The organism is Haloferax sp. Atlit-10N (genome assembly GCF_003586325.1).
Lineage (GTDB): Archaea > Halobacteriota > Halobacteria > Halobacteriales > Haloferacaceae > Haloferax > Haloferax prahovense.
This window is the reverse complement of the sequence record NZ_PSYX01000005.1, coordinates 115,892-140,561: the sequence shown is the minus strand read 5'-3', so window position 1 is coordinate 140,561 and position 24,670 is coordinate 115,892. Positions and strand designations below refer to the sequence as shown.

At 66.0% G+C, this 24,670-nt stretch carries 25 protein-coding genes; 16 read left to right on the top strand and 9 right to left on the bottom strand.

Features of this window, described 5'->3' with window-relative positions:
- Positions 1-145 precede the first annotated feature (145 nt).
- Genes C5B91_RS15390 through C5B91_RS15380 form a run of 3 tightly spaced genes read left to right on the top strand, consistent with a single transcriptional unit; the run spans position 146 to position 2,986 of the window.
- Positions 146-1,189: a methyl-accepting chemotaxis protein gene (locus C5B91_RS15390; protein WP_049968869.1), complete on the top strand. Its 1,044-nt coding sequence runs from the start codon at positions 146-148 to the stop codon at positions 1,187-1,189.
- Positions 1,190-1,627: a chemotaxis protein CheW gene (locus C5B91_RS15385; protein ID WP_049968868.1), complete on the top strand. Its 438-nt coding sequence runs from the start codon at positions 1,190-1,192 to the stop codon at positions 1,625-1,627.
- 48 nt (positions 1,628-1,675) lie between these two features.
- Positions 1,676-2,986, top strand: coding sequence for an MFS transporter (locus tag C5B91_RS15380; RefSeq protein ID WP_008094056.1), 1,311 nt, complete (start codon positions 1,676-1,678; stop codon positions 2,984-2,986).
- Positions 2,987-2,989: 3 nt separating this feature from the next.
- Here the strand turns inward: C5B91_RS15380 and C5B91_RS15375 are convergent, their stop codons facing one another.
- Complete coding sequence (locus C5B91_RS15375; RefSeq protein ID WP_008094055.1) at positions 2,990-3,595, bottom strand: hypothetical protein; 606 nt, start codon at positions 3,593-3,595, stop codon at positions 2,990-2,992.
- Between the two features lie 183 nt (positions 3,596-3,778).
- Between C5B91_RS15375 and C5B91_RS15370 the strand changes: the two genes are divergently transcribed.
- The 4 genes from C5B91_RS15370 to C5B91_RS15355 all read left to right on the top strand — a co-directional run bounded on the left by C5B91_RS15370 (position 3,779) and on the right by C5B91_RS15355 (position 7,146).
- A complete protein-coding gene (locus C5B91_RS15370) occupies positions 3,779-4,420 on the top strand; it encodes an NADPH-dependent F420 reductase (protein WP_008094054.1) in 642 nt (213 codons plus the stop codon).
- 176 nt (positions 4,421-4,596) lie between these two features.
- Positions 4,597-4,911, top strand: a complete 315-nt coding sequence (locus C5B91_RS15365; protein WP_004978141.1) for a HalOD1 output domain-containing protein — start codon at positions 4,597-4,599, stop codon at positions 4,909-4,911.
- 181 nt (positions 4,912-5,092) lie between these two features.
- Positions 5,093-6,418: a phosphoglucosamine mutase gene (glmM, locus tag C5B91_RS15360; protein ID WP_049913475.1), complete on the top strand. Its 1,326-nt coding sequence runs from the start codon at positions 5,093-5,095 to the stop codon at positions 6,416-6,418.
- Positions 6,419-6,534: 116 nt separating this feature from the next.
- Positions 6,535-7,146, top strand: coding sequence for a nitrous oxide reductase accessory protein NosL (locus C5B91_RS15355; RefSeq protein ID WP_008094048.1), 612 nt, complete (start codon positions 6,535-6,537; stop codon positions 7,144-7,146).
- A 47-nt stretch (positions 7,147-7,193) separates the two neighbouring features.
- Here C5B91_RS15355 and C5B91_RS15350 read toward each other — a convergent pair whose 3' ends face one another.
- Positions 7,194-7,616: a hypothetical protein gene (locus C5B91_RS15350; RefSeq protein ID WP_008094046.1), complete on the bottom strand. Its 423-nt coding sequence runs from the start codon at positions 7,614-7,616 to the stop codon at positions 7,194-7,196.
- 592 nt (positions 7,617-8,208) lie between these two features.
- A complete protein-coding gene (locus C5B91_RS15345; RefSeq protein ID WP_008094044.1) occupies positions 8,209-8,487 on the bottom strand; it encodes a PadR family transcriptional regulator in 279 nt (92 codons plus the stop codon).
- Positions 8,488-8,836: 349 nt separating this feature from the next.
- On the opposite strand from C5B91_RS15345, the gene C5B91_RS15340 reads away from it, so the two are divergent.
- The 5 genes from C5B91_RS15340 (at position 8,837) to C5B91_RS15320 (ending at position 14,678) form a co-directional block, all read left to right on the top strand.
- Positions 8,837-9,370 carry a hypothetical protein gene (locus C5B91_RS15340; RefSeq protein WP_008094042.1) on the top strand — a complete coding sequence of 178 codons (534 nt, stop codon included), beginning with the start codon at positions 8,837-8,839 and terminating at the stop codon, positions 9,368-9,370.
- Positions 9,371-9,842: 472 nt separating this feature from the next.
- Positions 9,843-10,493, top strand: a complete 651-nt coding sequence (locus C5B91_RS15335; protein WP_008094040.1) for a hypothetical protein — start codon at positions 9,843-9,845, stop codon at positions 10,491-10,493.
- Between the two features lie 446 nt (positions 10,494-10,939).
- Complete coding sequence (locus C5B91_RS15330; RefSeq protein WP_049968866.1) at positions 10,940-12,109, top strand: sugar phosphate nucleotidyltransferase; 1,170 nt, start codon at positions 10,940-10,942, stop codon at positions 12,107-12,109.
- A complete protein-coding gene (gene glmS, locus C5B91_RS15325; protein ID WP_008094025.1) occupies positions 12,109-13,926 on the top strand; it encodes a glutamine--fructose-6-phosphate transaminase (isomerizing) in 1,818 nt (605 codons plus the stop codon). Before C5B91_RS15330 ends, glmS begins: the two co-directional genes overlap by 1 nt.
- Before the next feature lie 191 nt (positions 13,927-14,117).
- Positions 14,118-14,678, top strand: a complete 561-nt coding sequence (locus C5B91_RS15320; protein WP_049968864.1) for a helix-turn-helix domain-containing protein — start codon at positions 14,118-14,120, stop codon at positions 14,676-14,678.
- A 60-nt stretch (positions 14,679-14,738) separates the two neighbouring features.
- Here the strand turns inward: C5B91_RS15320 and C5B91_RS15315 are convergent, their stop codons facing one another.
- On the bottom strand, positions 14,739-14,972 hold the full coding sequence (locus tag C5B91_RS15315; RefSeq protein WP_115819961.1) for a harpin-binding protein: 234 nt from the start codon (positions 14,970-14,972) through the stop codon (positions 14,739-14,741).
- Between the two features lie 162 nt (positions 14,973-15,134).
- Here C5B91_RS15315 and C5B91_RS15310 point away from each other — a divergent pair, with 162 nt between their 5' ends.
- From C5B91_RS15310 to C5B91_RS15300, 3 genes are all read left to right on the top strand, one after another.
- Complete coding sequence (locus C5B91_RS15310; RefSeq protein ID WP_115819960.1) at positions 15,135-15,884, top strand: DICT sensory domain-containing protein; 750 nt, start codon at positions 15,135-15,137, stop codon at positions 15,882-15,884.
- 115 nt (positions 15,885-15,999) lie between these two features.
- Complete coding sequence (locus tag C5B91_RS15305) at positions 16,000-16,356, top strand: hypothetical protein (protein WP_008094020.1); 357 nt, start codon at positions 16,000-16,002, stop codon at positions 16,354-16,356.
- Between the two features lie 113 nt (positions 16,357-16,469).
- The gene (locus tag C5B91_RS15300) at positions 16,470-16,838 is read left to right on the top strand and encodes a helix-turn-helix domain-containing protein (protein ID WP_008094018.1); all 369 of its coding nucleotides are present in this window, start codon (positions 16,470-16,472) and stop codon (positions 16,836-16,838) included.
- Positions 16,839-16,849: 11 nt separating this feature from the next.
- On the opposite strand, the gene C5B91_RS15295 is transcribed toward C5B91_RS15300, so the two are convergent.
- From C5B91_RS15295 to glmU, 3 genes are all read right to left on the bottom strand, one after another.
- Complete coding sequence (locus C5B91_RS15295) at positions 16,850-17,293, bottom strand: Rrf2 family transcriptional regulator (RefSeq protein WP_008094016.1); 444 nt, start codon at positions 17,291-17,293, stop codon at positions 16,850-16,852.
- 215 nt (positions 17,294-17,508) lie between these two features.
- Entirely contained in the window at positions 17,509-18,906 is a 1,398-nt protein-coding gene (locus tag C5B91_RS15290; RefSeq protein ID WP_115819959.1) for a response regulator, read from the bottom strand.
- A gap of 130 nt (positions 18,907-19,036) precedes the next feature.
- Entirely contained in the window at positions 19,037-20,284 is a 1,248-nt protein-coding gene (glmU, locus tag C5B91_RS15285; protein WP_115819958.1) for a bifunctional sugar-1-phosphate nucleotidylyltransferase/acetyltransferase, read from the bottom strand.
- A 417-nt stretch (positions 20,285-20,701) separates the two neighbouring features.
- On the opposite strand from glmU, the gene C5B91_RS15280 reads away from it, so the two are divergent.
- Positions 20,702-21,790, top strand: a complete 1,089-nt coding sequence (locus C5B91_RS15280; RefSeq protein ID WP_081909256.1) for a guanosine monophosphate reductase — start codon at positions 20,702-20,704, stop codon at positions 21,788-21,790.
- 666 nt (positions 21,791-22,456) lie between these two features.
- Here the strand turns inward: C5B91_RS15280 and C5B91_RS15275 are convergent.
- Both C5B91_RS15275 and C5B91_RS15270 read right to left on the bottom strand, forming a co-directional pair.
- Entirely contained in the window at positions 22,457-23,227 is a 771-nt protein-coding gene (locus C5B91_RS15275) for an IclR family transcriptional regulator (RefSeq protein WP_115819957.1), read from the bottom strand.
- A gap of 69 nt (positions 23,228-23,296) precedes the next feature.
- Positions 23,297-24,670 (bottom strand): MmgE/PrpD family protein, encoded by a 1,374-nt coding sequence (locus C5B91_RS15270; RefSeq protein WP_115819956.1) that lies wholly within the window; start codon positions 24,668-24,670, stop codon positions 23,297-23,299.

The following is a 24,670-nucleotide window of genomic DNA, read 5'->3' as shown; positions in this document are numbered from 1 at the left end:
AGCGTCGGTAGTGTGGTATCCATCCTGCAATATCAACTCCGAATCCGTTATTTTTGGCCGTTTTGAGGCGATTAGCGGCAATCCTCGATTATCTCTATTGATACTGTTCGCGAATACTTATCAGTTTACTCCCACACTCGTTCGTATGGCAATCGAGCGAAACGAACGGGAACCGGCCGCCGGAGACGGGGCTCCCTCCCGACAGCACGACGCGTATTCCGGTCCCGGTGCCGCCGGCGCGGCGACCGACGAGGTTCTCGACGACGTGGACGACGTGGACGACGCGACCGACGAAATCGGCACGGCCGTCGCCGAACTCTCCCGCGCCTCCGAGAGCGTGGCCGTCAGCGCACAGGAGATAAGCGACCTCGCGGGCGACCAGTCGACCAACATGCGTGAGGTCGCCGGCGAGGTGTCGAACCTGAGCGCTAGCGTCGAGCAGATAGCCTCCAGTGCCGACCAGACGAAGGCGATGAGTGACCAGGCGCGCGACCTCGCCGCCGAGGGCCGAAGCTCTGCGGACAACGCCGCGGACGCGATGGAAACCGTCGACGACGTGACCACCGACGTGTACGACGAAATCACCGACCTCCGCGCGAAAGTCGACCAGATAGACAGCGTCGTCGAAGTCATCAACGACATCGCCGACCAGACGAACCTGCTCGCGCTCAACGCCTCCATCGAGGCCGCGCGGGCCGGCGAGGCGGGGGCCGGCTTCGCCGTCGTCGCCGACGAGGTCAAGAGCCTCGCGGAGCAGTCCCGCGACAGCGTCTCCGAAATCGAGGCGGTTGTCGGCGACATCCAGGAGACGACCGAGACGACCGTCGGCAACATCGAGGAGGCGAACGAGGAGGTCAACGACGGCATCTCGGAGGTCGACGCGGCCGTCTCCGCGCTCCGGAACATCGACGCCGCGGTCGGCGAGGCCGCCGCCGGCGCGGAGGAGGTCGCCCGCGCGACCGACCAGCAGGCCGCGAGCACCGAGGAGGTGGCGAGCCTCGTCGACCAGACCGCTCGGGGCGCAGAAGAGGTCGCCGGCGAGATAGACCAGGTCGCCGCGGCCACCGAAGAGCAGACGGCGAATATTTCCGAGGTCGCGCTCCTCGCCGGCCACATCGACGACGAGGTGGACGACCTCGAAGACGAACTCGACGCGGCCGAAGACGGGCTCTCCGCCCGGAGCGCGTAGATGTCGCTCACGGACGCGCCCGACGCGGCGCTCGACGAGCCGACGCAGGTTCTCGAATTCGAAATCGGCGCGGAGCGCTACTGCGTGGCCCTCGACGTCGTCACCGAGATTATCGACCGCAAGCCGGCCCGCTCGCTTCCGGACTCGCCGCCGCACGTCGTCGGCGCGATGGACTACCGGGGCGCGACGACGATGCTCGTCGACACGGCCTCCCTCCTCGGCGTGGGTTCGAACCCCGACGCCTCCCGCGTCGTCGTCTTCGACGCCGCCGACGAGGACGCGACCGTGTTCGGCTGGCTGGTCGACGAGGTCGACCGCGTGACGACGGTCGACCCCGAGACCGTCGACGACGCGCCGTTCGGCGACGACCTGACCCGCGGCGTCGTCAGGGGCGACGACGGCCTCGTCGTCTGGGTCGACCCGCCGGTCGACGAATAGGCCGACCGCACCGTACTTTCTTGAGCGCTCCCGCGAACCACTCGGACGATGAAAACACGTCGGGACGCCGTCGATAGCTTCGATTCCTTCCGGCAGTTCATCGGGCTCGAACGCGACGTGTTCGTCCTCTCGGTGGCGATGTTCGCGTTCAGTCTCTCGTTTCAGATGACCGGCCGGTACGTCCCGGAGTACCTCCGGGTGCTCGGGGCCGGCGCGACCGTCGTCGGCCTCTACGGGAGCGTCGGCAACCTCATCGGGGCACTGTACCCGTATCCGGGCGGCGCGCTCTCCGACCGCCTCGGGTCGCGCCTCTCGCTCACGCTGTTCGGGACCGTCTCGTCGGCGGGCTTTCTCTTCTGGTTCGTCGCCCCGCAGGTCCCCGAGGTGACGCTCGCGGGCGTCTCGCTCGAACCGTGGCTCTGGATTTTCGTCGGGCTCTTTCTCACGCAGGCGTGGAAGTCGTTCGGCCTCGGCGCGACGTTCGCCATCGTCAAACAGAGCGTCCCACCGGAGCGACTGGCGATGGGCTTCGCCAGCACCGAGATTTTCCGCCGCGTCGGCTTCCTCCTCGGACCGCTCATCGCGGCCGCGCTGTTGGCGGCGACGGCGACGTTCGTCGAGGGCTTCCGGTACGTCCTCGTCGTCGCCGCGGCCTTCGGCGTCGTCGCCACCGTCGCCCAGCACGTCCTCTACGACGCGGGCGAAGACTCGCTGGGCAAGTCGTTCGAGGGGCTCGCACAGCTCCGCGACGACCTCCGGTCGCTCCCGGAGACGCTCCGCCCGCTCCTCGTCGCGGACACGCTCATCCGGTTCGCCAACGGGATGGTGTACGTCTTTTTCGTCATCGTCGTCACGGAGTTCCTCGAAGTCGGCTTCACCGGGTTCGGCGTCTCGCTTCGACCGGCCGCCTTCTTTGGCGTCCTCCTCGGCGTCGAGATGGTCGTCGCGCTCCTGACGAAGCTCCCCGTCTCGAAACTCGCCGAGCGGACCGGGCTCAAGCCGGTCGTCGGACTCGGGTTCGCGGTGTACGCCGTCTTTCCGGTCCTCCTCATCTTCGCGCCGGCGGACCAGTGGGTCGTCGTCGCCCTGTTCGCCTTCTCGGGGCTTCGGTTCGCCGGCCTCCCTGCGCACAAGGCGCTCATCGTCGGCCCGGCGGAGCGAAACGCCGGCGGACGGGTGACGGGCGCGTACTACCTCGTGCGGAACACCATCGTCATCCCGAGTGCGGCGCTCGGCGGCTGGCTCTACGCGAGCGACCCCACGCTCGCCTTCTCGGTCGCGTCGCTCGTCGGCGTGGTCGGCGTGGTTTACTTCGCACTGCGCGGAAAAGAGTTCGAGGCGTACGCCGGCGGGGCCTGACGCTCAGTTCGGGACGACGAGGTCGACCTCGAAGTAGTACATCGCCTCGAGGTCGCCCTCGAAGACGAGGTGGATGAGCGCGTTCTTGTCCGCCGGGACGTTGTTGCTCACGTCGGTGTCCTCGGCCACGAGGTCACCCTCGGCGTCGTACACTCGACCGACGACGCTCAGTCGCCCGATGCGCGAGGAGGTGTTCACGGAGAGACCGACGCGGTAGGTTCCCGCCTCCTCGTCGGTCTCGGCGTAGTTCTGCCACGCCTTCGCGTACGGGAGGTCCGAGGAGACGACGACGCCCGGCACGGGTCCCTTCGTCAGGAGCGTGCCCACGACGTCCGGGTCGTCGTCCTCGCGCTCGAAGTCGATGCGGTCTTCGGGTGCGTCGGTCGTCGGCTCCGGCGTGGGTTCGGGTGTCGGTTCGGCGGGCTGTTCGGTCGTCGGTTCGGGAGTCGACTCGGGCGAGTCGGTCGCCGGTTTCGCGGGCTGTTCGTCGCCCGCGGGGTCGTCGTTCTGGTCGGCCGCCGGGTCGAGCGCGTTACCCTCCGCACCGAGGCAGCCGGAGAGGAGCACCACGCCCGCTCCGACGCCGCCGAGGAATGTTCGTCTGTTCATGTCGCTTCCAACGACACATATATACTAAATTATGATTGTACTGAATAGCTGAAGATTCCGGGATAGAGAAGGTCTGATGCGGTTATGTGGTACATTACGATGTAGATAATCCGAGTTAGCGGGGCCGCTCGCGGTCCCGCTGACCACACAAAGATTCAACTTTGTTAACATACATCTTTGTTCATGGATATTGGGATACTCGGCGCTGGCCGACTCGGCGGGACGTTGGCCCAACTCCTCGTGGAGTCGGACCACGAGGTTGCGATAGCCAACGAAAGCGGGGTCGAGTCGCTCGCGGACCTCTCCGAGACGCTCGGCCCGCAACTTCGCGCGGTGGAACCGACGCGGGCGATTCGGTTCGGCGACGTGGTCTTCCTCGCCGTTCCGTTCCGAGAGCGCGAGTCGCTGCCCGACGCGGACCACTTCGCGGAGAAGATAGTCGTCGACGCGATGAACCCCTACACCGAGAACTTCCACGTCATCGACCTCGGCGACGACACCTCCTCGGAACTCGTCGCGGCTCAGCTCCCGGACGCGAAACTAGTCAAGTCGTTCAACACCATCCACTGGGAGACGCTCCGCGACCTCGGGCATCCCGACCTCCCCGAATCGGAACGCCTCGCGGTCTTCCTCGCCGGCGACGACTCGGACGCCAAGGCGCACGTCGCCGACCTCGTCCGCGACATCGGCTTCGGCCCGGTCGACGTCGGCGAGCTCGTCCCGGGCGGCGAACTACTGGAACCCGGTTCAGCGCTCTACAAGCGAGAAATCACGGTCGAAGAGGCGCGTGAAACCGTCCGAACGCTTCGTGCTCGGCAGGGCTGACCGTCGCACCCGCGAAACTATCACTATTTTTGATTGTGTATGGTGGGCACCAGATTGCGCTCGCGGAGTACCACGGCCGTACCCGTCCGTTTCCGTGACGTTCACGAATTACAACTGTTCACAAATAGCATGGATTTAAGGGCCACCATCGCACACAGACGCCTGTTAAGGCACCCATGATGGCACAGACGAACGACTGGAAGGACTCGCGCGTGACGTACGACGAGGCGACCGGGTCGTACCGCGTCGACCGCGATTCTTCCGAGCTGCTAAGTACGAACGTTGTATTGAGTATTGCGGCAATCGAGGGCGTCCGACCGACGCAGCTCCCGCCGCTCGCACAGACTATCGACCCCGACGCCCTCGAAACGGTCTTCGGCCGTTCTGAGGACGCGCTCCTCTCGTTTTCCTACGCGGGCTACCGCGTGACGCTCGACGCGCTCGGTTCTATCGAAGTGGTCCCCATCGGCGACGCCCAGCCCCTCCAGTGAGGCGACTCACCGCCTAATCGCCGACCACTTACCGCTCATCTCCTCCGGCGAGTGGCGACACGGTCCCGCGATTCGTTACGCCGGCCTCGCGGTTCGCCGCCTTCCAGTAGGTACCGCCTGACCGCCCGTTCGTGACAGTAGGCGAAACATACCAAAACGTCCTGTCATCGTCTCCCACGGTATGTTCGGAACGAGTGGAATCAGAGGTCCGGTTGGCCGAACCGTGACCGCCGAACTCGCCCTTCGAATCGGCCGCGCGGTCGGCTGCGACGCCTGTACCGTCGTCGTCGGACAGGACGCCCGCCTCAGCGGGGACGTCCTTGCCGACGCCGTGAGCGCAGGCGTCCGCGAGTGCGGCGCGAACGTGGTCCGACTCGGCGTCGCCTCGACCCCCACGGTCGCCCGCGCAGTCGGCTGGGCCGGCGCGGACGCCGGTATCGGTATCACGGCGTCTCACAACCCCGCGTCGGACAACGGGCTGAAGCTCTGGACGCCGAGCGGCCGCGCCTTCGACAAGGCCCAGACGCGCGATATCGTCCACCGACTCAACCGCGACGAGGTGTCGCTCGCTCCGTGGGACGAACTCGGCGAGGAGCGCGAGTGGCCCGACGCCGCGGCCCGCCACGTGAACCACCTCGTCTCGTCGTTCGACGACCTCGACGACGTGTCCGTCGCGTTCGACCTCGGCAACGGCACGGGTCGCGTCTCCGTCGACGCGCTCTACGAACTCGGCGCGACGGTCAACACCATCGACGGCCAGCAGGACGGCCGGTTCCCCGCCCGAAAGAGCGAGCCGAATGCGGAGACGCTCACGGCGCTTCGGCGGACCGTCCCCGCGCTCGACGTGGACGTGGGACTCGCCCACGACGGCGACGCGGACCGACTCGTCGCGGTCGACGAGACCGGCGCGTACGTCGCCGGCGACGCGCTCCTCGCGCTGTTCGCGCGGGACGCCGTCTCCCCGGGCGACGCCGTCGCCGTCCCCGTCGACACGAGCCTCCTCGTACAGGACGTGGTCGAATCCGCCGGCGGGCGCGTCACCTACACGCCGGTCGGCGACGTCCACGTCGCCGAGACGGTCGCCGAACCCGGCTACGTCTTCGGTGGCGAGCCCTCCGGCGCGTGGATTTGGCCCGACGAGACGCTCGCGCCCGACGGCCACTACGCGGCGCTCAAACTCACCGACCTCGTGGCCCGCGATGGCCCGCTGTCCGAACAGGTCGCCGGCCTCGGCGGGGCGGCGTACGCCACCCGCCGCGCGAGCCTCTCGTTCGACGACAAACACCAGGCGATGGACCGAATCGCCCGGAACATCCACGCGACGTACGACGAGGTCGACACCATCGACGGCATCCGCGTCGACACCGACGACGGCTGGTTCCTCGTCCGCGCCAGCGGGACCGAACCGCTGGTCCGCATCACCGCCGAGGCCCGCGACGAGGCCGACGCCGACCGCCTGTTCGAGGACGTTCGTTCGCTCGTCGAGGGCGCGCGCGTCGTCGCCTGAAGCACTCGCTTTTGTGACCCGTCCGCCTCCTCCGCGGGGGTAGTTCAGTTCGCGCACGCGAGCGACCGTTCTCACGGTTTATGTACCATGGCGCCCGACCTCCGCACAGAGCGACGATGCACGACGACTCTCCGCCGCGCGACCGCTCGAACGGTCCGATCACGCGCCGAGCTGCGACGAAAGCCGTTTCACTCGGCGCGCTCGCGGCCCTCGCGGGCTGTCTCGGCGGCGGTTCGACCCCGGAACAGCGGCCCGACCCCGTCGACCTCTCGGGCGGGAAGGAAGACGACCAAGGCGGGATGGTCATCGGCCTCCACGCCGGCCCGAACGGACAGATCTTCTACCGCGAGAACGCGCCCGAGGGCCACGACAACCCGGCGTGGTTCCACACCCTCAGCATGGGGCTGTTCCCGTACTACTTCGAACACCGAGAGCAGGGTTGGGAGGCGACGGCGGTGTACGTCACGGACTACTCGACGGTCGACTACGAGCTCTCGACAGAGGGCGGCGACACGTTCATCTCGACCCACACCGGCGCTGAGACCTTCGGCGACGCCACCGAGATGACGTACGTCGTCGAAAGCGACGTGCTCGGAGGCATGGGTAAAGACCTGATTCCCTTTTCGTCGGATTCCGACGCCGACGGGTTCGTCGCCGAACACGGCGGGGAAACCGTATCGTTCGACGACGTGACGCCCGAGTGGCTCAGCGGCTACATGCGCTCGTAGCGCCGCCGCTGTCGGTCGCTTCGAAAACAACGGAGTTTCCGACGGCCTCAGAACGAGTCGTTGGGGATGCGGACGCCGTCGACGTAGACCGACACCGCGTCGGTCGACTGGAAGTTGGTGATGTCGCCCGCGAACTGGTAGCGTCGCGAGTCGTCGTCGACGGTTCCCTCGGCGGCGGGACCGACCGTCCCGGTCGTGCTGAGCGCGCCGTTCGATTGGAGCGGTGAGATAGAGCCGCTGACCGTCACTTCGAACGAAGAGACGGGACCGGTGCCCGCGACGACGAGCGTGTGCCCGTCGTCGCCGACCGGTTCGTCGGCCTGTTCCGTCGCCGAGCCGAGCCCAGAGAATCCCGCGAGTGCACCGGCGGCCGATACCGACCCGCACAGCGCGAGATACTTGCGTCTACCGACGTCGTCGTCAGTCGTCGTCGTTTCTGGGTCCTGCCCGGTGGACCGTTCACTTACCATGTCTCAGGGGTTGCGGATTACACCCATAAATGTTGCGATAATTACATTAGTAGGAATACATGAATATCTACAGACGATACTATTGAGACCGTTACTGTTCGAATCGCCGACGAATTTCGACGATTCGTTTCGCCCGAAAAAACGACCGACAGTGGCCACTTATTCTCGAATTAATCCGTTTCTTATGGCTGCATTAATGGTTGATTTGCGGTGTCGATTTGAATGTCCTTTTTGTGATATTTTTGACGGCGACCGAATATACTAACTTCTGATAAATATCTCTGTGGCGTGCGCTGCGGCCGCTCCCTCGCCGTCCGAGCCTCTATGAACCTCGAAACCGCGTCGGCGAGTCGGGAGTCGGGGCGACGGCGGGCGTCGAGCCTCGTCGAACGCGGTCGGCTCAGCGCCGCTGCGGTCGCTCGACTCGAATCGGCGTCGAAAAGGGGAGAGGACCGGACGAGACCGCGGGGACCGATGCGGCCACCAGCGACGAGCTGTTCTCGTCTTCGTTTCTTCCGGGGCGGGCGTCCCACTCGCGCCCTCGGGTGTTCGAACGGACGGTTCGTCGCTCCGCTGTGGGGACGGCGGCGTGCTATCCGAGGAACCCGACGTGGCGGTCTTCCCAGTCTCGGCGCTCGACGATGGACTCGTGGCCTTTCTCGGACATCTCGTAGAAGTTCGTTCGGCGGTCGTGCTGTCCCTTGTTCACGTACCCCTGTTCGACGAGGGCGTCGAGGTTCGGGTAGAGCCGACCGTGGTTCACCTCCCCGACGTCCTTGCTGATCATCTCTTTAATCTCCTGCCCGGACGGGCGCTCTGCGCCGGCAATCACGTACAGCAGGTCGCGCTGGAAGCCAGTCAATTCGAACATTGTAGTCTCGAATCTAAGTATCGCCGCCATCGGGTATTGTTAGCCACCTCTATACTGGACAATTGGGTTCCTTACCGCCGCTGTCGCGAGTTTGCTCCCATTCCGGCGCGAGGACTTTTCTCGAAACCGACGAGATACGTAATCATCTCTGAGACCGAGATAACTCCCTCCCGCTGACGGTCCGTCTCCGAGTAAATATCGCGTGAAGATGAGCTTAATCTCCGTTAGAAACCGGTCCGGTGCCTCCCGGAAACGTCACGATAACAAAGGTCGGTTGTGGTGTACTACGACTCAACCGGGTCGGCTCCCTCTTTCGCATCGCGTGCGAGGACCGCCCCCGAACACGACGATGACAACCCTATCAAAAGACGAGCTCTTTCGCATCCTCAGTAACTCGCGCCGGAGGCAGATTCTCTACTTCCTCCACCGCGCGGGCGAAGCAATCTCGTTGAAGCAACTCGCGGCGATGGTCGCGGCTCGAGAGAACGGCACGGCGGTCGAGGACGTGACCGACGAAGAGCGACAGCGCGTGTATATCTCGCTGTACCAGACGCACCTCCCGAAACTCGAGAGCGCCGGACTGGTCGATTACGACGACGAGGAGCGCTCCGTCGAACTCGTCCCGAACGTCGCCAAGCGGGGGTTCTTCTGGATGCAACCCGACGCGCGCGAATCGTGGAGTCGGTACTACGCGCTTCTCGGCGCGCTCAGTTGGGTGCTCATCCTCGGGGTGTGGGGAGGGCTCCCGGGATTCGCGCTCGTCTCGTGGAGCGCAATCGCGGTGTTCGTCTCCGCGGCGCTCCTCGCGCTGGTGTTCGCGCAGTACCTCTCCGAGCGACGCGAGGGCACCTCGGCCGACGCCTTCGAAGCGCTCGTGGAATAACCGCCGGATAAACCGTCATCTCGCGACCGCCGTGGGCACCCGCTCCGGAGCGCTCGCGTATTCTCAGTCGATGCTACTGCCGAATCGGTGTATCCGTGAGTTTAACTACCAGTCGAATTTGATGTCCCTCTCGATAACGGTTTCCTTAGACGGAAAACCGTGGTACTCTGCTACTTCGCGGTAGGACTATGTTACTATCGGATACATTGAAAGTCTGAGTTAGTATAGATTGTTACAACCAGTTTACTCGCAGATTTTGCACCCCTAACAGTCGGACAAATCAGAGTGTGGGATTCTCAGACAAGTATATATCCTCGTTTAACCTATTAGTTGATTGACCCTCTGAATCTGGGGCGCGCTTGGTGGGGCGCATCCAAAGGTTGTGGTCTGTGCTAAACGTCACGTGGTCTCCCCTCTCGACTGACCACGTCACTCGGTAGCACCCGACTACACAGTGGGGGAGGAAGGAACAATGGTTACCGATTCATTACAAGCTGACACCGACGTTGTTGATCAGACGACGAACGAACAACTCGCGGAGACGACTGGTGGGTCTCACGCGGTTTCCGAACAGCAACAACAACCCGAAATCGAAGCGCTCTCGAAGGACGTCGTCTTCGAGATTCTGAAGAACCAGCGCCGGCGCGACGCGCTCCGGTTCCTCAAGGAGAACGACGGAGAAGCGAAGCTCGGCGACATGGCCGAGTTCATCGCCGCGAAGGAAAACGGCATCGAGATAAAGGCGCTGTCGTCGAGTCAGCGAAAGCGGGTGTACATCGGTCTGTACCAGTGTCACCTCCCGAAGATGGACTCGGCGGGAATCGTCGACTTCGAGAAGAACCGCGGTGACATCACGCTTCTCGACACCGCGAAGCAGCTCGACCAGTACCTCGACGGCGACGTCGTCAGCACCGAGACCGACGACGAGCAGTCGGCGCCGCTCGCCGCGTCGCCGAAACGGAACCTCGCCATCGCTGCCGGCGTGGCGGCGACCGTCTCCGGCGGCCTGCTCGGCGTCCCCGGTCTCGAACAGATTCCGGCCGCCGGCTGGGCCGTGCTGAGCACCGCGACGCTCATGGCTATCACCGCGATGGAGTCGTACAAGGGCCGCCTCAACCTCTGAGCCGGTCTCGCGCGCCCGCGTCGCGAACGATACAACGAACAACTTGGATTTTACTTCGGTCTGCTTCGGACAGCGGCGGCCTTGCTCGCCGCTCGCACGTCGATGTCTGTTTTGTCAGACTCTCTCGCTCCCAGTCCGCTTCTGACTCTCTCGCTCCCGTTCTCGACTCGCGGGTGTGATTCGCAGACCGTGCAACCGACGTGGCGACTTCGACCGCGCGGCGACACCATCGGATGAAGCTCCACCGATTAGGAGCGACCGAACCCGCCTGCCTCCCGATTTAGGCCGGCTTTCGCCGTTTGCAACAGTCTCACACGCGACCCTAACGCGCGACCGGTTCGGGGAACCCTCTGTATAACAATCCCCGTCGCCGTCCCTGTTCCCTCTATGACTCACTCACCGTCACGGTCACGTTCCGAACGTCCGTCGCTCGCGGGAGGGCGCGAATGAACGACCGCATCACCGAGGCGGTCGTCCTCGCGGCCGGCGAGGGGCGACGGCTCCGCCCGCTCACCACCTTCCAACCGAAGCCGATGCTCCCGGTCGCCAACCGGCCGGTCGTCGAGTACGTCCTCGACGCGCTGTTCGAATCGGGTATCGAGCGCGTCGTCGTCGTCGTCGGCCACCGCGCCGACCGCATCCAGTCGCACCTCTCTGCGACCTACTCCGACGCGGACATCGAGTTCGTCCACCAGGACTCGCGTCTCGGCAGCGGCCACGCGCTCCTCCTCGCCGAGGGACTCGTCTCGGGTCCCTTCGTCGTCTGCAACGGCGACAACGTCATCGACGCCGACATCATCTCGTCGGTGCTCGAACGCTTCTCGACGACCGACTCGGTGGCGACGGTCGCGGTCGCCGAGTCCGACACGCCCGAGGAGTACGGCGTCGTCGTCGAGGACAACGGCCGTATCGCCGACATCGACGAACACGCCGTCGACAGCGAGGGCTACCTCGTCAACGCGGGCGTTTACGTCTTCGACGACACCGTCTTCGAGGCGCTCCGGCGCATCCCGCCGCACGACGGCGAGACGCGACTCCCCGACGTGATTCACTACCTCGACGGGCACGTCACGTCCGTCCTCGTCAACGGCGGCTGGCTCGACCCCTCGCACCCGTGGGGGCTCCTCTCCGTGACGGAGACGCTCCTCGCGCGCAGACACGACTCCGCCGTCGCCGGGTCGGCGCGGGTCCACGAGCGCGCGCTCCTCGGCGACCACGTCGTCATCGGCGAGGACTGCGACGTGGGGCCGGGCGCGGTCATCAGCGCCGGCTCGTGCCTCCAAGACAACGTGTCGGTCGGCGCGAACAGCGTCATCGAGCGCTCCATCCTCTCGACCGACGCGCGGGTCGGCGCGGGCGTCGTCCTCCGCGACTCCGTCGTCGGCACCGGGGCGACCGTCGGCGACGGCGTCGTCTCGCCCGGCGGCCGGGCGGACGTCATCCTCGAAGGCCGGCTCTACACCGACCGCCGTCTCGGCAGCATCATCGGCGACCGCGCCGAGGTCGGCGCGAACGTGACGCTCACGGCGGGCAGTCGCGTCGGCGCGGAGGCCGTCGTCGGCCCCGGAACGGTCTTACACGGCGACGTTCGCGAGCGCGTGGAGGTGACTCACTGATGTGCGGAATCACCGCCTGCATCGGCGCGGACAACTCCGTGGACTCGCTCGTCGACGGGCTCCAGCGGCTGGAGTACCGCGGCTACGACTCGGCCGGCATCGCCGTGAAAAACGGCTCGGGCATCTCGCTGACGAAACGCGTCGGCGAGGTCTCCGAGCTCGTCGCGGCCGTCGAGCAGAACCCAATCGCCGGCGACTACGGCATCGGCCACACCCGCTGGGCGACCCACGGTGGCGTCACCGACGGCAACGCTCACCCGCACACGGACGAGTCGGGCCGCATCGCCGTCGTCCACAACGGTATCATCTCGAACTTCCAGTCGCTCCGTAGCGACCTCGAGTCCCGCGGCCACGTCTTCAGCAGCGAGACCGACACCGAGGTCATCCCGCACCTCATCGAGGAGAACCTCCGCGACGGCGCGACTCCCGAGGAGGCGTTCCGCGCCGCGGTCGGCAGCCTCTCGGGTAGCTACGCCATCGCGGCCATCATCGGCGACGAGGAGGCCATCTTCGCGACCCGCTCCGGGTCGCCGCTGGTCCTCGGCGTCGGCGACGGCGAGTACTACCTCGCCAGCGACGTGCCCGCGTTCATCCAGCACACGGCGCGCGTCGTCTACCTCCACGACGGCGACTTCGTCGTCACCCGCGCGGACGGCTACGAAATCACGGACTCGGCCGGCCGCGCGGTCGACCGCCCCGTCGAACACGTCGAGTGGGACCCCGAGACGGCGACGAAGGGCGGTTACGAGCACTACATGTACAAGGAGATTCACGAGCAGCCCGGCGCGCTCCGGCGGACCACACAGGGCCGCCTGAACACCCACGCCGGCGGCGTCGAACTCGAGGAGTTCCCGCCGGAGTCGTTCGCCGACGTGAAGCAGGTCCACCTCCTCGCGATGGGCACCTCGCACCACGCCGGAATGTACGCGGCGTCGCTCCTCAACTCCCGCGGCATCCCCGCGTACGCGTTCATGGCGGGCGAGTACTCGGTCATCAAGCCGCCGGTGACGCCCGACACGCTCGTCGTCGCGGTCAGCCAGTCCGGTGAGACCGCCGATACCCTCGACGCCGTGCGCCGCGCCCGCGCCGCCGGCGCGCGGACCCTCGCGGTCACGAACGTCGTCGGCTCGTCGATAACCCGCGAGTGCGACGACGAACTGCTCATCCGCGCGGGTCCCGAAATCGGCGTCGCGGCCACCAAGACGTTCTCGTCGCAGGTGACGGCGCTGACGCTCCTCACGGAGCGCATCGTCGAGGACGTGACCGGTGCGAAGTCGCCGGCCGCGCGCGACCTGATGGAGGCGCTGTCGCGGCTCCCGGGAGACGTTCAGGAGGTGCTCGACACCTCGATGGCCCGCGAGATTGCCATCGAGTACGAGGGCAGCGACGCGTACTTCTTCATCGGCCGCGGGGTCGCCCACCCCGTCGCCCTCGAAGGCGCGCTGAAGTTCAAGGAGATATCCTACGAACACGCCGAGGGATTCGCCGCCTCGGAACTCAAACACGGGCCGCTGGCGCTCGTCACGCCGCTGTCGCCGGTGTTCGCCATCTTCACCGGCCACGACGACGAGGCGACGCTGAGCAACGTCAAGGAGGTCCAGGCCCGCGGCGCGCCCGTCATCGCCATCACGAGCGACCGGTCGGGCGAGGTGACCGAGTTCGCCGACCACGTGCTCCGGATTCCGGACACGCACCCCGACATCGCCGGCGTCCTCGCCAACGTCCAACTCCAACTCGTCGCGTACCACGCGGCTGACCTGCTCGAACGGCCCATCGACAAGCCGCGTAACCTCGCCAAGTGCGTCACCGTCGAGTGAGCAAGTCGTGCGGCCGCGGCGGGTAGCGCCGCCAACTTTCCGAGTTTCGATCTCATTAATCCGCCGTCGACGCTCGATTTCGGCGTCCGATCCGCTATTTTCAGGTGTTCGCGAACGTTCGGCGATAAGTGAATATTATCTCGACTGTAGGCACCGATTACATATTACCTGCCCACGTCAGGTAGTACGCGATGACCCGACACGACCTCGTGGACGACGTTCTTTCGGCCGCAGACGAGCCACCGGGCCCGCTGACCGACGAGAGCGACGCCTCCGCGGCGGCGGACGAGACCGACACTCCCCCCGAGTCGTCCGACGACGACCTCCTCGACGCGCTCGGGGACGACGTCTCGCGGGACGTGCTGTTAGCGTGCAACCACGCGCCGATGACCGCGGAAGAACTCGCGGAGAACTGCGAGGTCTCCGAATCGACCATCTACCGTCGGCTCGAGACGCTTTCGAGTCTCGGTCTGGTCGAACGCACCCAGCGAGTCAACGCGCCGAGCAAGACGTGCTACGAGACGGTCGTCGACGGCCTCTCGATTCACCTCGGCGACAGCCTCCGCGTCGAGGCGGGGTCGAGCAACTACGTCGTCGACGCGATGCGCACGCTTCTGGCCGCGATAGACGTCCAACAGCTCGCGTACGACCGCGAGCAAAACAGCGTGGACGTTCGGTTCCGACTGGCGCCGCACCTGCTCGATTCGCTGGTGGAACTGTACGTCAGAGACACGAATTCGCGTGAGGAGTAGTCCGCCGACCGCCGATTCCGGTTCGCTCGCTGCGTCGCCTTCTCGCGGGCTCTCGCCGTCTTACCGCCGCCACGACCCGTCGACTTCGCCGAGGACGAGCGCGAGCGCGTCTCTCGCGCGTCCGACCGCGATGAGTTCGTGGGCGGCCGCGGCGGTGAGTGGTCCGATGGACTGCGAGGATTCGAGCCCGGCGACGATATCGGGCACCTCGGCGGTGAACCACGAACTGGCGTCCGTCCCGGTTTCGTCGTCGACTTCCGCGGACGGGCGGGTGTGAGGGGCGTCGGAAATCATACCGAATATACACCCCGAAACTGGTTAGTTAGGAATCCGCGGGCCCCCGGTAGCGACTCCTTACTCACCGGGGGACCGGTGGCGTTCGGGTCCTGGCACCGCTCCGATTCACATACCACATTATTGCAAAGAATAATACCCTGGTGTAGCGTTTCCCCGGTAATGTCTCTCAGCGAACTCATCTCCGGCGTCGCCGCCTCGGAGCGAACACTGACGGTGTTCAATCCGACCCCCGGCGTCGTCGAGCGACTCGCCGAGCACTTTGCGGATCGAAACGTCTCGGTGGAGTCTGCGAGTTCCGACGAGGGCCCTTCGAACTACGCGGTGCTGGGTACCGGCGACAAGTTCCACACGGCGGTCTCGGTCGACGACCTGCTCGCGCGCCCCGAGGACGTCGAACCGGGGTTCGAACGCGACTCGTACGCGCCGGTTCTCGACCACCTCGACGAGACGCTGTTTACCTCCTACGACCGCCGGAAGATGCTCAACGCCACCCGCGAAATCGAGGACCGCGCGTGGCGCGTCGGCGCGGGCGAACTCCACTCCGGCTTCCAGTCCGGCGGGAACCTCCGGCCGCAACTCGAAACGTACCGCCGTCTCGGCGACCGCGACGACCTCTCGGTCCACGCGTACATCTACCCGAACGGCGAGGTCCCGCAGGCCGACCAGTTCCAACTCCACCTCGCGCGCTCCGACGAGATTCGGCGCTCCTGGTTCGTCGCCTACGACGGCAACGGCGTCGGCGACTACAAGTGCGCGCTCGTCGCCGAGGAGACCGAACCGGGGTTCGGCTTCACCGGCTTCTGGACCTACGACTCCTCGACGGTGGATTACATCATCAACCACCTCGTCTCGTCGTACTCGATTATCGAATCCGATGGCTCCGGCGACGGCGCGTCCGTCGTCAGATAACCGTTCGACCGAAGTCAAGCTGTTGACTCGGGTTCGATTCTTTGCGCCCGTCCACAGAATCAATTCGGAGAACTGGGCGCGAATACTTACGAACGCCCGCCCGGAACCGGACGGTATGGTTGACGGAATCCTCCTCGACGCCTCGAACCTGAAAGGCAAGGTCAAAGGCGGCCGCGCCGGGGCCGAAATCGCCGGGATGAGCTATATCGGCTACGAACTCGCGGTCACGGAGCGGAGCATCCACGTCTACGGCGACCACTGTAACGCCGACATCCAAGACGAAGAGTACCGCTATCTCGTTATCCCCCTCGACACGGTCCGGGGAATCGAACTGAAAGACCTGTCCGACCGGGGGCGGTGCCTGCAGATTCACGGACTGGACGACGACGTGATGCTCTACTCGGAGAACCAGTCGAGTCTCTCGAAGAACCTCAAGCGCGTGTTTCTCCTCCTCTCGCGGCTGCTCGCCTGAGCGGGCCGGTCGGCCGGTCAACTGGTCAACCGTCCTGGAGGCGAATCAGGTAACGTTTCGAAAGCAGGTAAACTAACCGAACCGCTAAAGAGGGTCGGAACCGAGGTGAGTGTATGGCCACGGATATGAACCTCGACGACGCCCCCTGCCCCATCATCGACTCGCTGAAGCAAATCGGGTCGCAGTGGCGTCTCATCGTCCTCCACGACCTCCAAGACGGTGAAAAGCGGTTCAACGAACTGAAGCGCTCGACCGGCGCGAGTTCGCGGACGCTCTCTCGCGTCCTCGACGACCTGCAGGAACACGGCTTCGTCGACCGCCGGATGGAAGAGGACGCGCCGGTCGCGACGTACTACTCGCTGACCGACAAGGGCGTCTCGCTGTGTCCGGTGTTCGACGAGATACAGGAGTGGGCCACCGAGTGGCTCGACGCCGAGCACGAAGAGTCGGCCGAAGCCGAGACGGTCCAGTCGACGGTCTGAGCGGCGCTACACTACACTTCGAGCGGGTCGCCGTCCGCCGTCTCGAAAATCGCCTCGTGGACCTCCGCGATGGTGACCGAGTCGAGTTCGTCGAGCATCGCCTGAATCGCCGGCTCGAGCAGTTCGCCGAGGACCGGCTGGATGTGTTCGCCGACGGTGCACTCGTCGTTCGGTTCGTTCGTGTGGAAACAGAACGGCTCGGCGTCCTCCACCGCCTCGTAGATGTCGCGAAGCGTGATGGTGTCCGGCTCGCGGGCCAGCGTGAAACCGCCGGTCGGGCCGCGCTTGGAATCGACGAGGTCCGCCTCCCGGAGCGAACACAGAAGCTGACGGATGACCACCGGGTTCGTGTTGACGCTCCACGCGAGACGGTCGGAAGACAGCCGCTCGTCGCTCCGCACCGCCAAGTTAGTCAGCACGTGCGTCGCGACGACGAATCGGCTGCTGTTCGACATACACGTTCTTTGGAGCTACGGGCATTTTAGATTTCACGGTGATGCGCCGATTTCGCCGGATTCTCAGCGGAATCGACGTTTTTCAACCCCCGGCCCGAATCGGGGGTTCGATATTCGAATTCGGTCACGAGAACTGACCGGATGGGATTCCGAACGGACGAAAAGTAGACCCGGAGTCGGCCGACTCGGGCGGGTCGACCCGTGCGGCGGTCGGTTCACTCCCCGTGTTCGTCAGCGCTCTCGTCTGCGTTCGCCTCTCCCGTCCCGTCCCCCTCGTCGTTCGCCGGGAGCGCGTCGACGTCGGTCGCCCGCATGAGCGCGATGACCACGTTGTCGGCGACCTCCGCGGCGAATCGCAGCTCGTCGGTCCGCCACTGCCGCGGCTCGCCGACGTGTTCGTGACAGACGACGCCGACGACTTCGCCGCCCGACCTGACCGTCGCGTCGAGCATCGACGTGATGCCCTTCGGTTCGAGGTAGCCGTTCCGTAGCTCGGCGGTCGCGGGGTCGGTCTGAACGTCGTCGACGCCGAGCGACCGATTCGCCTCCAGCGCCTCGAAGTACGACGGGTAGTTTGACGCAGTTAGCGTCGCCCCGGCCGTGTGCCCGCCCGACACCTGGTCGTACTGGTCGACACAGCGGAGCGTCTCGGCGTCGTCGAACAGCCAGACGCTCGCCCGCTCGACGCTCAGCACCGTCGCCATCGTCTCGGTGATGCGCGGGAGGGCGTCTTCGAACGACCCCGCGATGACCGTCTCGTCGGTCGCGAGGTCGATGAGCGCCCGTCGTTGGCGCTCTCGCCGTTCCCGCTCGCGGTACGCCTCGGTCACGTCGCGGAACACGACGACGACCCCTTCGACTTCCCCGTCGTCGGTCCTGATGGGCGACATGCTGTCTTCGATGTACCGTTCGTCGCCGTCGCTCGTGACGAGTTTCGTTCCCGCGCCGAGTTCGACCGGCCCGCCCGCCTCGGCGACGCGCTGTAGCGGGTCGATGCGTTCGCCGGTCTCCGCGTTGACGAGGTGGAACACGTCAGAAAGCGGCTTGCCGACTGCGGCGTCGGCGTCGTAGCCGGTTATGTCCTCGGCCGTTCGGTTCAGCTGGGTGACCGTCCCGCTGGCGTCGGTGGCGACGACGCCCTCGGCGATGGAGTCGAGGGTGACGCGGAGATGCGCCTCGCGCTCCCGGAGGCGCTGCTCCGCGCGCCTGTGTTCCGTGATTCTGACGAGCGTCTGCCGGAGGACACCGTACTGCGCCGTCGGGTCGCCACCCTTCTGGAGGTAGCTGTCCGCGCCGAGATTCAGCGCCTCGATGGCGACCTCCTCGCGGCTCCGCCCGGTGAAGATGACGAAGGGAATGTCGGAGGCGCGCTCGTCACGGAGCACCGACAGGAGTTCGAGACCCGACATCTCGGGCATCTGGTAGTCGGAGACGACCGCGTCGAACGACTCCCTTTCGAGGAGCGCCAGCGCCCGCTGCGGCGAGTCGGTCGTCTCGACCTCGATACCGTCGTCGGTCGATTCGAGAAACCGCTTCGTCAGCGCCAACAGCCCCTCGTCGTCGTCGACGTAGAGCACGCGTATCGTCGGTGACTCCCCCTCGGTCCCGTCCATGTACTGTCGTGAGTCTTCGCTGTTGTGTCTGATAACTGTTTGGCAGATTAAGTGTCTTTCAGATATCAGGAACCGGCCGGCCGGGGCGGTTTTCGTCGCGTCTCGGTCAGTCTTCGCCGGCCGCTGAGTCTCAGTCCATCGCGTCCTCGTCCGCCTCGTCCGTCTTGTCCGCCGTGCCGCGCTCGTCGATGCGGTCGTAGAGCACGGACTCACCGGGCTTGACCGTGCCGCCGGTCGGGATTCTGACGCCTGCGTTCAGCGAGGCGTTGATGCCGGTTTTCACCTCGTCGCCGAGGACGACGCCGTACTTCCGGCGACCCGAGGAGACGAGTTCCCCCTTGAGCATCTGTCGGACTGGTTCGCCGTCGTGGCGGAGGTTCGCGACCTTGGTCCCCGCGCCGAAGTTCACGTCGCGGCCGAGGAGGCTGTCGCCGACGTACGAGAGGTGGCCGACCGTCGCGCCCTCCATCAGGACGCTGTTTTTCACCTCGACCGCGTGGCCGACCTTGGCGTTCTCGCCGACGAGCGTGTGCCCGCGGACGTAGGCGTTCGGTCCGACGGTGGCCCCGCTGCGGACGAGCACCGGGCCCTCGATGACCACGCCGGAGCGAACCGTCGCGCCCTCCTCGACGACGACCGGCCCGTCGAGTTCGGCGCGCTCGGACACGTCGCCGTCGGTTCGCGGCTCGAGTTCGCCGAGTTTCCACTCGTTGGCTTCGAGAAGCTCCCACGGTCGCCCCACGTCGAGCCAGCGGTCGAAGGCGACGCCGCGCACGTCGTAAGCCTCGCAGGTCGCCGCGAGCACGTCGGTCAGTTCCAGTTCCCCGCGGTCGCTCTCGTCCACGTCGAGCCAGCCGTGGGCCTCGGCCGGGAAGACGTACGCGCCGGCGTTGACGAGGTCAGACGGCGGGTGTTCGGGTTTTTCGACGACCCCGGTGACGAAGCCCTCGTCGTCGGTGTCGAGGACGCCGTAGGAACTCGGGTCGTCGACGCGGAACGACCCGACCGCGGGCGTCCCCTCGTAGAGCGTCGAGAGCGACGGCACGTCGTACAGTGCGTCGCCGTTGAGGACGACGAACGGTTCGTCGGGGTCGAGATGGGGGGCCGCGGCGCGGACCGCGTCGGCCGTCCCGCGCTGTTCCGACTGCACGGCGAACTCGACCGGGACGCCGGCGCGCTCGTCGCCGAAGTAGTCGCGCACGTCATCGGCCTCGTAACCGACGACGAGCGTGATGTCCGTCGCGCCCGCCTCGACGGCGGCGTCGGCGGTGTGCGCGACGAGCGGCCGGTCGGCCACGGGGAGCATCGGCTTGGGTCGGCGGTCCGTGAGCGGACGCATCCGGGTGCCGCGGCCGGCGGCGAGAATGACAGTCTGCATACCTGCGTAAGGAACTCCCCGGAAGAAATTCCTTCGGTCCGCGAAGTACGAGACAGGGACCAATCGCGACGCTGTGGGTTGCCTCTGGTCCACCTACCGTGACCGACTCGAGGTGGTGCGGTCGGTACGGCAGCTATCTGTCAATATCAGTCTGACAAAACGCTTTCGAACCCTGTCCCGGATTCGAGTTCGATACTTCGCTCCCGCGCGACGCTGTCGCTCGCGGACGGTTCGAACCACACGGCCCGCGAACGGCGAACGTCTTGGGGTTACGATGGGTTGGAGATTCGCACGAGACGCGGCGCCGTGTGTTAGTGAACAGACGAGCGCCAGCGCGTAATAGTTTCGTTCCGCGGCGACGTGAACCGCGTTCGTGGGCGTTATTACCGTCCCACCCTTCGGCTGTGGAGGGTTACGATGGAGATTCGCACAGGACTCTCTTACGGAGACGTATTGCTGGTTCCACAGCGCTCCCCGGTCGACAGCCGGAGCGACGTGGACCTCTCGACCAACGTGACGCCGGGCTTGCGCCTCGACACGCCGCTCGTCAGCGCGGCTATGGACACCGTCACCGAAACAGACCTCGCGGCGGCGCTCTCCGGCCTCGGCGGCCTCGGCGTCGTCCACCGCTTCCTCGACGTGGACGAGCAGGCCGAACAGGTCCGCCGCGTCGCCGAGGCGGGCGGGACCGTCTCGGGCGCGGTCGGCATCAACGAGGACTACCTCGACCGGACCGAGGCGCTCCTCGACGCCGGCGCCGACGCCATTGTCATGGATATCGCTCACGGTCACATGGAGCGGTGTCTGGACGCTGTCGAACGGATTCGCGACGAGTTCGACCCCGAAATCGTCGCGGGTAACGTCGTCACGCCGGCGGCCGTCGAAGACCTCTGGGAGGCCGGCGCGGGCTGTGTGAAAGTCGGCGTCGGACCGGGTTCGCACTGCACGACCCGCGAGGTCGCGGGCGCGGGCTATCCGCAGCTCACGGCCGTCTCGGAGTGCGCCGAGCGGGCGCACGACCTCGGCATCCACGTCATGGCCGACGGGGGGATTCGGACCTCCGGCGACGCCGCGAAGGCCCTCATGGCCGGTGCGGACACCGTCATGATGGGCAGCTTCTTCGCCGGCACCGACGAGGCACCGGGCCACGTGGTCGAGGTCGACGGCGAGACGTACAAGCGCTCCCGCGGGATGGCCTCGACGGAGGCGGCCGACGACCGCGACGACAAACAGAGCGACGTGGACGCGGGCGAGGGCGTCGAGGCGCTCACGCCCCACAAGGGGCCGGTCGAACCGCTCGTCGAGGAGTTCCTCGGCGGGGTTCGCTCGGGTGTGAGCTACTGCGGCGGTCACACTATCCCGGACGCCCGCGAGAAGGCGTCGTTCGTCCGCGTCGCGGCGAGTGCGAAGGAGCGAGAGGGTGCCCACGGCGTCGTCTTCGCCGAGGGCCCCGTCGAGGTCGACGACGAGGTCGAACGCGAGTTGCAGGCCCCGATGGCCGACTGACTCGCTCCGCGGCCGGCGACCGGGACACGCGCGGTCCCCGCCCAGCCGACCGCTTCGAGCGGCGGCGCTCTCGACCCCGCGGCGTCCCCTCTCGGCAGTCGCCGGAGCCGAACCGGACACAACGACTTTGCCCGACATATCTACATATATGTTGATTTATTTATTCACCCGTCTACCCATGACTGGCCGCGCGACGAAGCGAATCGAACGGACGTTCAGCGTCTAATATACGGGGATGAACCAGTGATGCTGTCGTGGACTCAATGCCACAATAACGCCGTTTGAAGGTCGTCTGAGGCGATTATCTCAGGTTGACGAACATGATTCTTCCGTCGGTCTCAGTCGTGTTGCTACGGTTGACTGGCCCGCTCTTCTCGCGTTTTTGATGCCCGCGGTGAGAAGAATTATCAAAGTTTCTGCTGTACTCGTTTTTCTTATATGTCTGCCGGAAGTGACTCGCCTCGAAGCCACCGCCTCGCGAGATAGTCGCCCCGTGTTACGAATGTCGGAGCCGACTCTCTCGGAGAGGCGTTACAAGCGTATGTGTGTAATTTGATTCCGCGCTCGGTCGACTCGGTCTCCGGACACCGGATGTCGAGCACGTCAACCGTCAAATATCGCACGAAATACAGCACAGCCGAACGGACGTTCGCCACTGCGAGACGATTACGAGTACGTCGCGCGGATGCCGATGACGCGGGCGGCCTGCGTCACCATCTCCGGCACTTCCGTGTGGTACCACTCGCCTTTCATCCGCGTGGTGGGACCGGAGACGCTGATAGAGCCGAGAATGGTCCCGTCGTCGGAGAGAATCGGCGCACCGACCGCCCGCATGCCGGTGATGCGCTCTTCGTCGTTGAAGGCGTAGCCGCGCTCGCGAATCGTCGCCAACTCGGCTTCGAGGGCGTCGCGGTCGTCTATCGTCTTCGTCGTCAGCCGCGTCAGTTCGCCGTCGAGAATCTCGTTTCGACGCTCCTCGTCGCAGAAGGCCAGGTAGGACTTGCCGACCGACGTGGTGTGGAGGTCGACGGTCGTGCCGATGTGCGAGTCGGTCTGGAGGCCCTGCTCGGATTTTACCTGATAGATGTAGACGCCGCGGCCGTTCTCCTCGACCATCACCTGTCCGCGCTCGCCGACGGCCTCGACGAGGTCGTCCATCTCGCCGATGGAAGCGTGGTACAGCGCGTGTCGCGTCCGTGCGTGGTCGCCGAGGTCGAGGAACTTCAGGCCCAGCGCGTACTCGTCGCCCTGCCTGACGACGTAGCCGAGCTCCGCGAGCGTCTTGAGGTGGTTGTGGGCCGTACTCTTCGAGATGCCGAGGTCGTTCGCTATCTCCGACACCCCGCTCGCGTCGTGGTCTCTGATGTGTTCGACGACACCGAACGACGTTTTCGTAGCGCCGATTGTCCCGGCCGTCTCGCGCCCGTCCGTGTTCATAGTTATCAATGACTGAGTGCGGTAATAATTGTTGGCGTTTCGTTCGGAGAACCCGAACGAGCGTTCGGGCTAGCCCCGTGTCAGCGCGGCGACGGTCTCGCGGACCGGACTCGAATCCACCGCCGAGAGCGCGCCGAGCGCCTCGTCTGCGGCGTCGTCGCCGAGACCGAACGCGAGCAGGTCGCGGTTGCGTGAGGCGAGGTCGGACCCCGAGAGCGGGTCGCGGTAGTCGCCGCGGGGGTACTCGCGCTCGCCGACATAGCGACTTCCGTCGCGGGCGGTCACTTCGACGCGCGCGCCCCAGTCGTCGGGGAACGCCCGCTCGAACGCCTCGTCCGCGTGCAGGTGGACGCGCTCCGAGAGCGCCTGTACGGTCTCGTCGCCGAGCGCGTCGTCGAGGAAGTGGTCGAGTTCGACCCGTCCGTCCGCGACCCAGCGGGCGAGGACGTACGGCGTCGAGAACTTCGCTGCGGTGAGCGTCTCGGGGCGCGCGTGGCTCATATCGACGCCGTTGCGGTAGGTGTACACGTCGATTCGGTCCACGTCGGCGGGCGTGAGGTCGTCCGCGCCGGCGTCCCGCAGGGCGTCGAGCGGGGCGTGAGTGTAGCGACACGACGGGTACGGCTTCTGGTAGGCCTCGGTAATCCACCAGTCGTCGCCGAGCGAGTCGAAGAGGGCGGCGAACTCGCCGTCACCGAGGAGCGTCTCGAACGGGTCGTAGACGGCCTCCATCGCGGCGGGCGACCCCCGGAGTCCGGCGGCGGCCAGCGCCGCGGCGCTCACGCCGGCCTGCGCGGAGAAGCCGGCGGTGACGTTCCGCGACGGCGCGCCCTCGGCGAAGGGGTCGTGCATGGAGACGACCGCGAGGTTCAGCGCGGTCCGGACCGTCTCGCGCACTTCGTCGGGCGACTGCCCCGCGCAGACGGCGGCGGTCAGCGCCGGTCCGAGCGTCGTCCACGTCGAGTGCGGGTCGCGGACGAGCCACGGAATCGCCTCGTTCATCCGGGCCTTCATCGCGAAGATGGCGTACTCGAAGCGCGCGCACAGCTCGTAGGAGCGGACGCAGGCGTCCACGAACGTCTCGCCGCCAACGTCGTGGGCCTCGGCGACGCCCACCGCGCCCGCGACGATGCTCGCGCCCACGTGGCCGCCCCGGTTGTGGCCCTCCTCTATCTCCTGTGTTATCGCCGCCGTCGCGTTCAACAGCGCCGCCTGCGACGGGTCGACGCGTCGGTCGGTCCCGAGGACGGACGCCGGGCCGTCGGCCAGCGCCGCGTCGCGGAAGACGCCCGCGTGCTGTGGCGCGGCCGCCCCCGCGACGGTCGCCGCGAGCACGTCCGCGACGATTCGCGCCCCGTCGGCGCGCACGTCCTCGGGTATCTCGTCGGTCAGAAAGCGGTGCACCTGTCGTTCCCAGTCTCGGACTGGTTCCTGTGAAATCAT

Bases quoted from the DNA above. Each gene is read 5' to 3' on its own strand.
- C5B91_RS15390 (WP_049968869.1), top strand. From the start codon at position 146: ATGGCAATCGAGCGAAACGAACGGGAACCGGCCGCCGGAGACGGGGCT.
- C5B91_RS15385 (WP_049968868.1), top strand. From the start codon at position 1,190: ATGTCGCTCACGGACGCGCCCGACGCGGCGCTCGACGAGCCGACGCAG.
- C5B91_RS15380 (WP_008094056.1), top strand. From the start codon at position 1,676: ATGAAAACACGTCGGGACGCCGTCGATAGCTTCGATTCCTTCCGGCAG.
- C5B91_RS15375 (WP_008094055.1), bottom strand. From the start codon at position 3,595: ATGAACAGACGAACATTCCTCGGCGGCGTCGGAGCGGGCGTGGTGCTC.
- C5B91_RS15370 (WP_008094054.1), top strand. From the start codon at position 3,779: ATGGATATTGGGATACTCGGCGCTGGCCGACTCGGCGGGACGTTGGCC.
- C5B91_RS15365 (WP_004978141.1), top strand. From the start codon at position 4,597: ATGATGGCACAGACGAACGACTGGAAGGACTCGCGCGTGACGTACGAC.
- glmM (WP_049913475.1), top strand. From the start codon at position 5,093: ATGTTCGGAACGAGTGGAATCAGAGGTCCGGTTGGCCGAACCGTGACC.
- C5B91_RS15355 (WP_008094048.1), top strand. From the start codon at position 6,535: ATGCACGACGACTCTCCGCCGCGCGACCGCTCGAACGGTCCGATCACG.
- C5B91_RS15350 (WP_008094046.1), bottom strand. From the start codon at position 7,616: ATGGTAAGTGAACGGTCCACCGGGCAGGACCCAGAAACGACGACGACT.
- C5B91_RS15345 (WP_008094044.1), bottom strand. From the start codon at position 8,487: ATGTTCGAATTGACTGGCTTCCAGCGCGACCTGCTGTACGTGATTGCC.
- C5B91_RS15340 (WP_008094042.1), top strand. From the start codon at position 8,837: ATGACAACCCTATCAAAAGACGAGCTCTTTCGCATCCTCAGTAACTCG.
- C5B91_RS15335 (WP_008094040.1), top strand. From the start codon at position 9,843: ATGGTTACCGATTCATTACAAGCTGACACCGACGTTGTTGATCAGACG.
- C5B91_RS15330 (WP_049968866.1), top strand. From the start codon at position 10,940: ATGAACGACCGCATCACCGAGGCGGTCGTCCTCGCGGCCGGCGAGGGG.
- glmS (WP_008094025.1), top strand. From the start codon at position 12,109: ATGTGCGGAATCACCGCCTGCATCGGCGCGGACAACTCCGTGGACTCG.
- C5B91_RS15320 (WP_049968864.1), top strand. From the start codon at position 14,118: ATGACCCGACACGACCTCGTGGACGACGTTCTTTCGGCCGCAGACGAG.
- C5B91_RS15315 (WP_115819961.1), bottom strand. From the start codon at position 14,972: ATGATTTCCGACGCCCCTCACACCCGCCCGTCCGCGGAAGTCGACGAC.
- C5B91_RS15310 (WP_115819960.1), top strand. From the start codon at position 15,135: ATGTCTCTCAGCGAACTCATCTCCGGCGTCGCCGCCTCGGAGCGAACA.
- C5B91_RS15305 (WP_008094020.1), top strand. From the start codon at position 16,000: ATGGTTGACGGAATCCTCCTCGACGCCTCGAACCTGAAAGGCAAGGTC.
- C5B91_RS15300 (WP_008094018.1), top strand. From the start codon at position 16,470: ATGGCCACGGATATGAACCTCGACGACGCCCCCTGCCCCATCATCGAC.
- C5B91_RS15295 (WP_008094016.1), bottom strand. From the start codon at position 17,293: ATGTCGAACAGCAGCCGATTCGTCGTCGCGACGCACGTGCTGACTAAC.
- C5B91_RS15290 (WP_115819959.1), bottom strand. From the start codon at position 18,906: ATGGACGGGACCGAGGGGGAGTCACCGACGATACGCGTGCTCTACGTC.
- glmU (WP_115819958.1), bottom strand. From the start codon at position 20,284: ATGCAGACTGTCATTCTCGCCGCCGGCCGCGGCACCCGGATGCGTCCG.
- C5B91_RS15280 (WP_081909256.1), top strand. From the start codon at position 20,702: ATGGAGATTCGCACAGGACTCTCTTACGGAGACGTATTGCTGGTTCCA.
- C5B91_RS15275 (WP_115819957.1), bottom strand. From the start codon at position 23,227: ATGAACACGGACGGGCGCGAGACGGCCGGGACAATCGGCGCTACGAAA.
- C5B91_RS15270 (WP_115819956.1), bottom strand. From the start codon at position 24,670: ATGATTTCACAGGAACCAGTCCGAGACTGGGAACGACAGGTGCACCGC.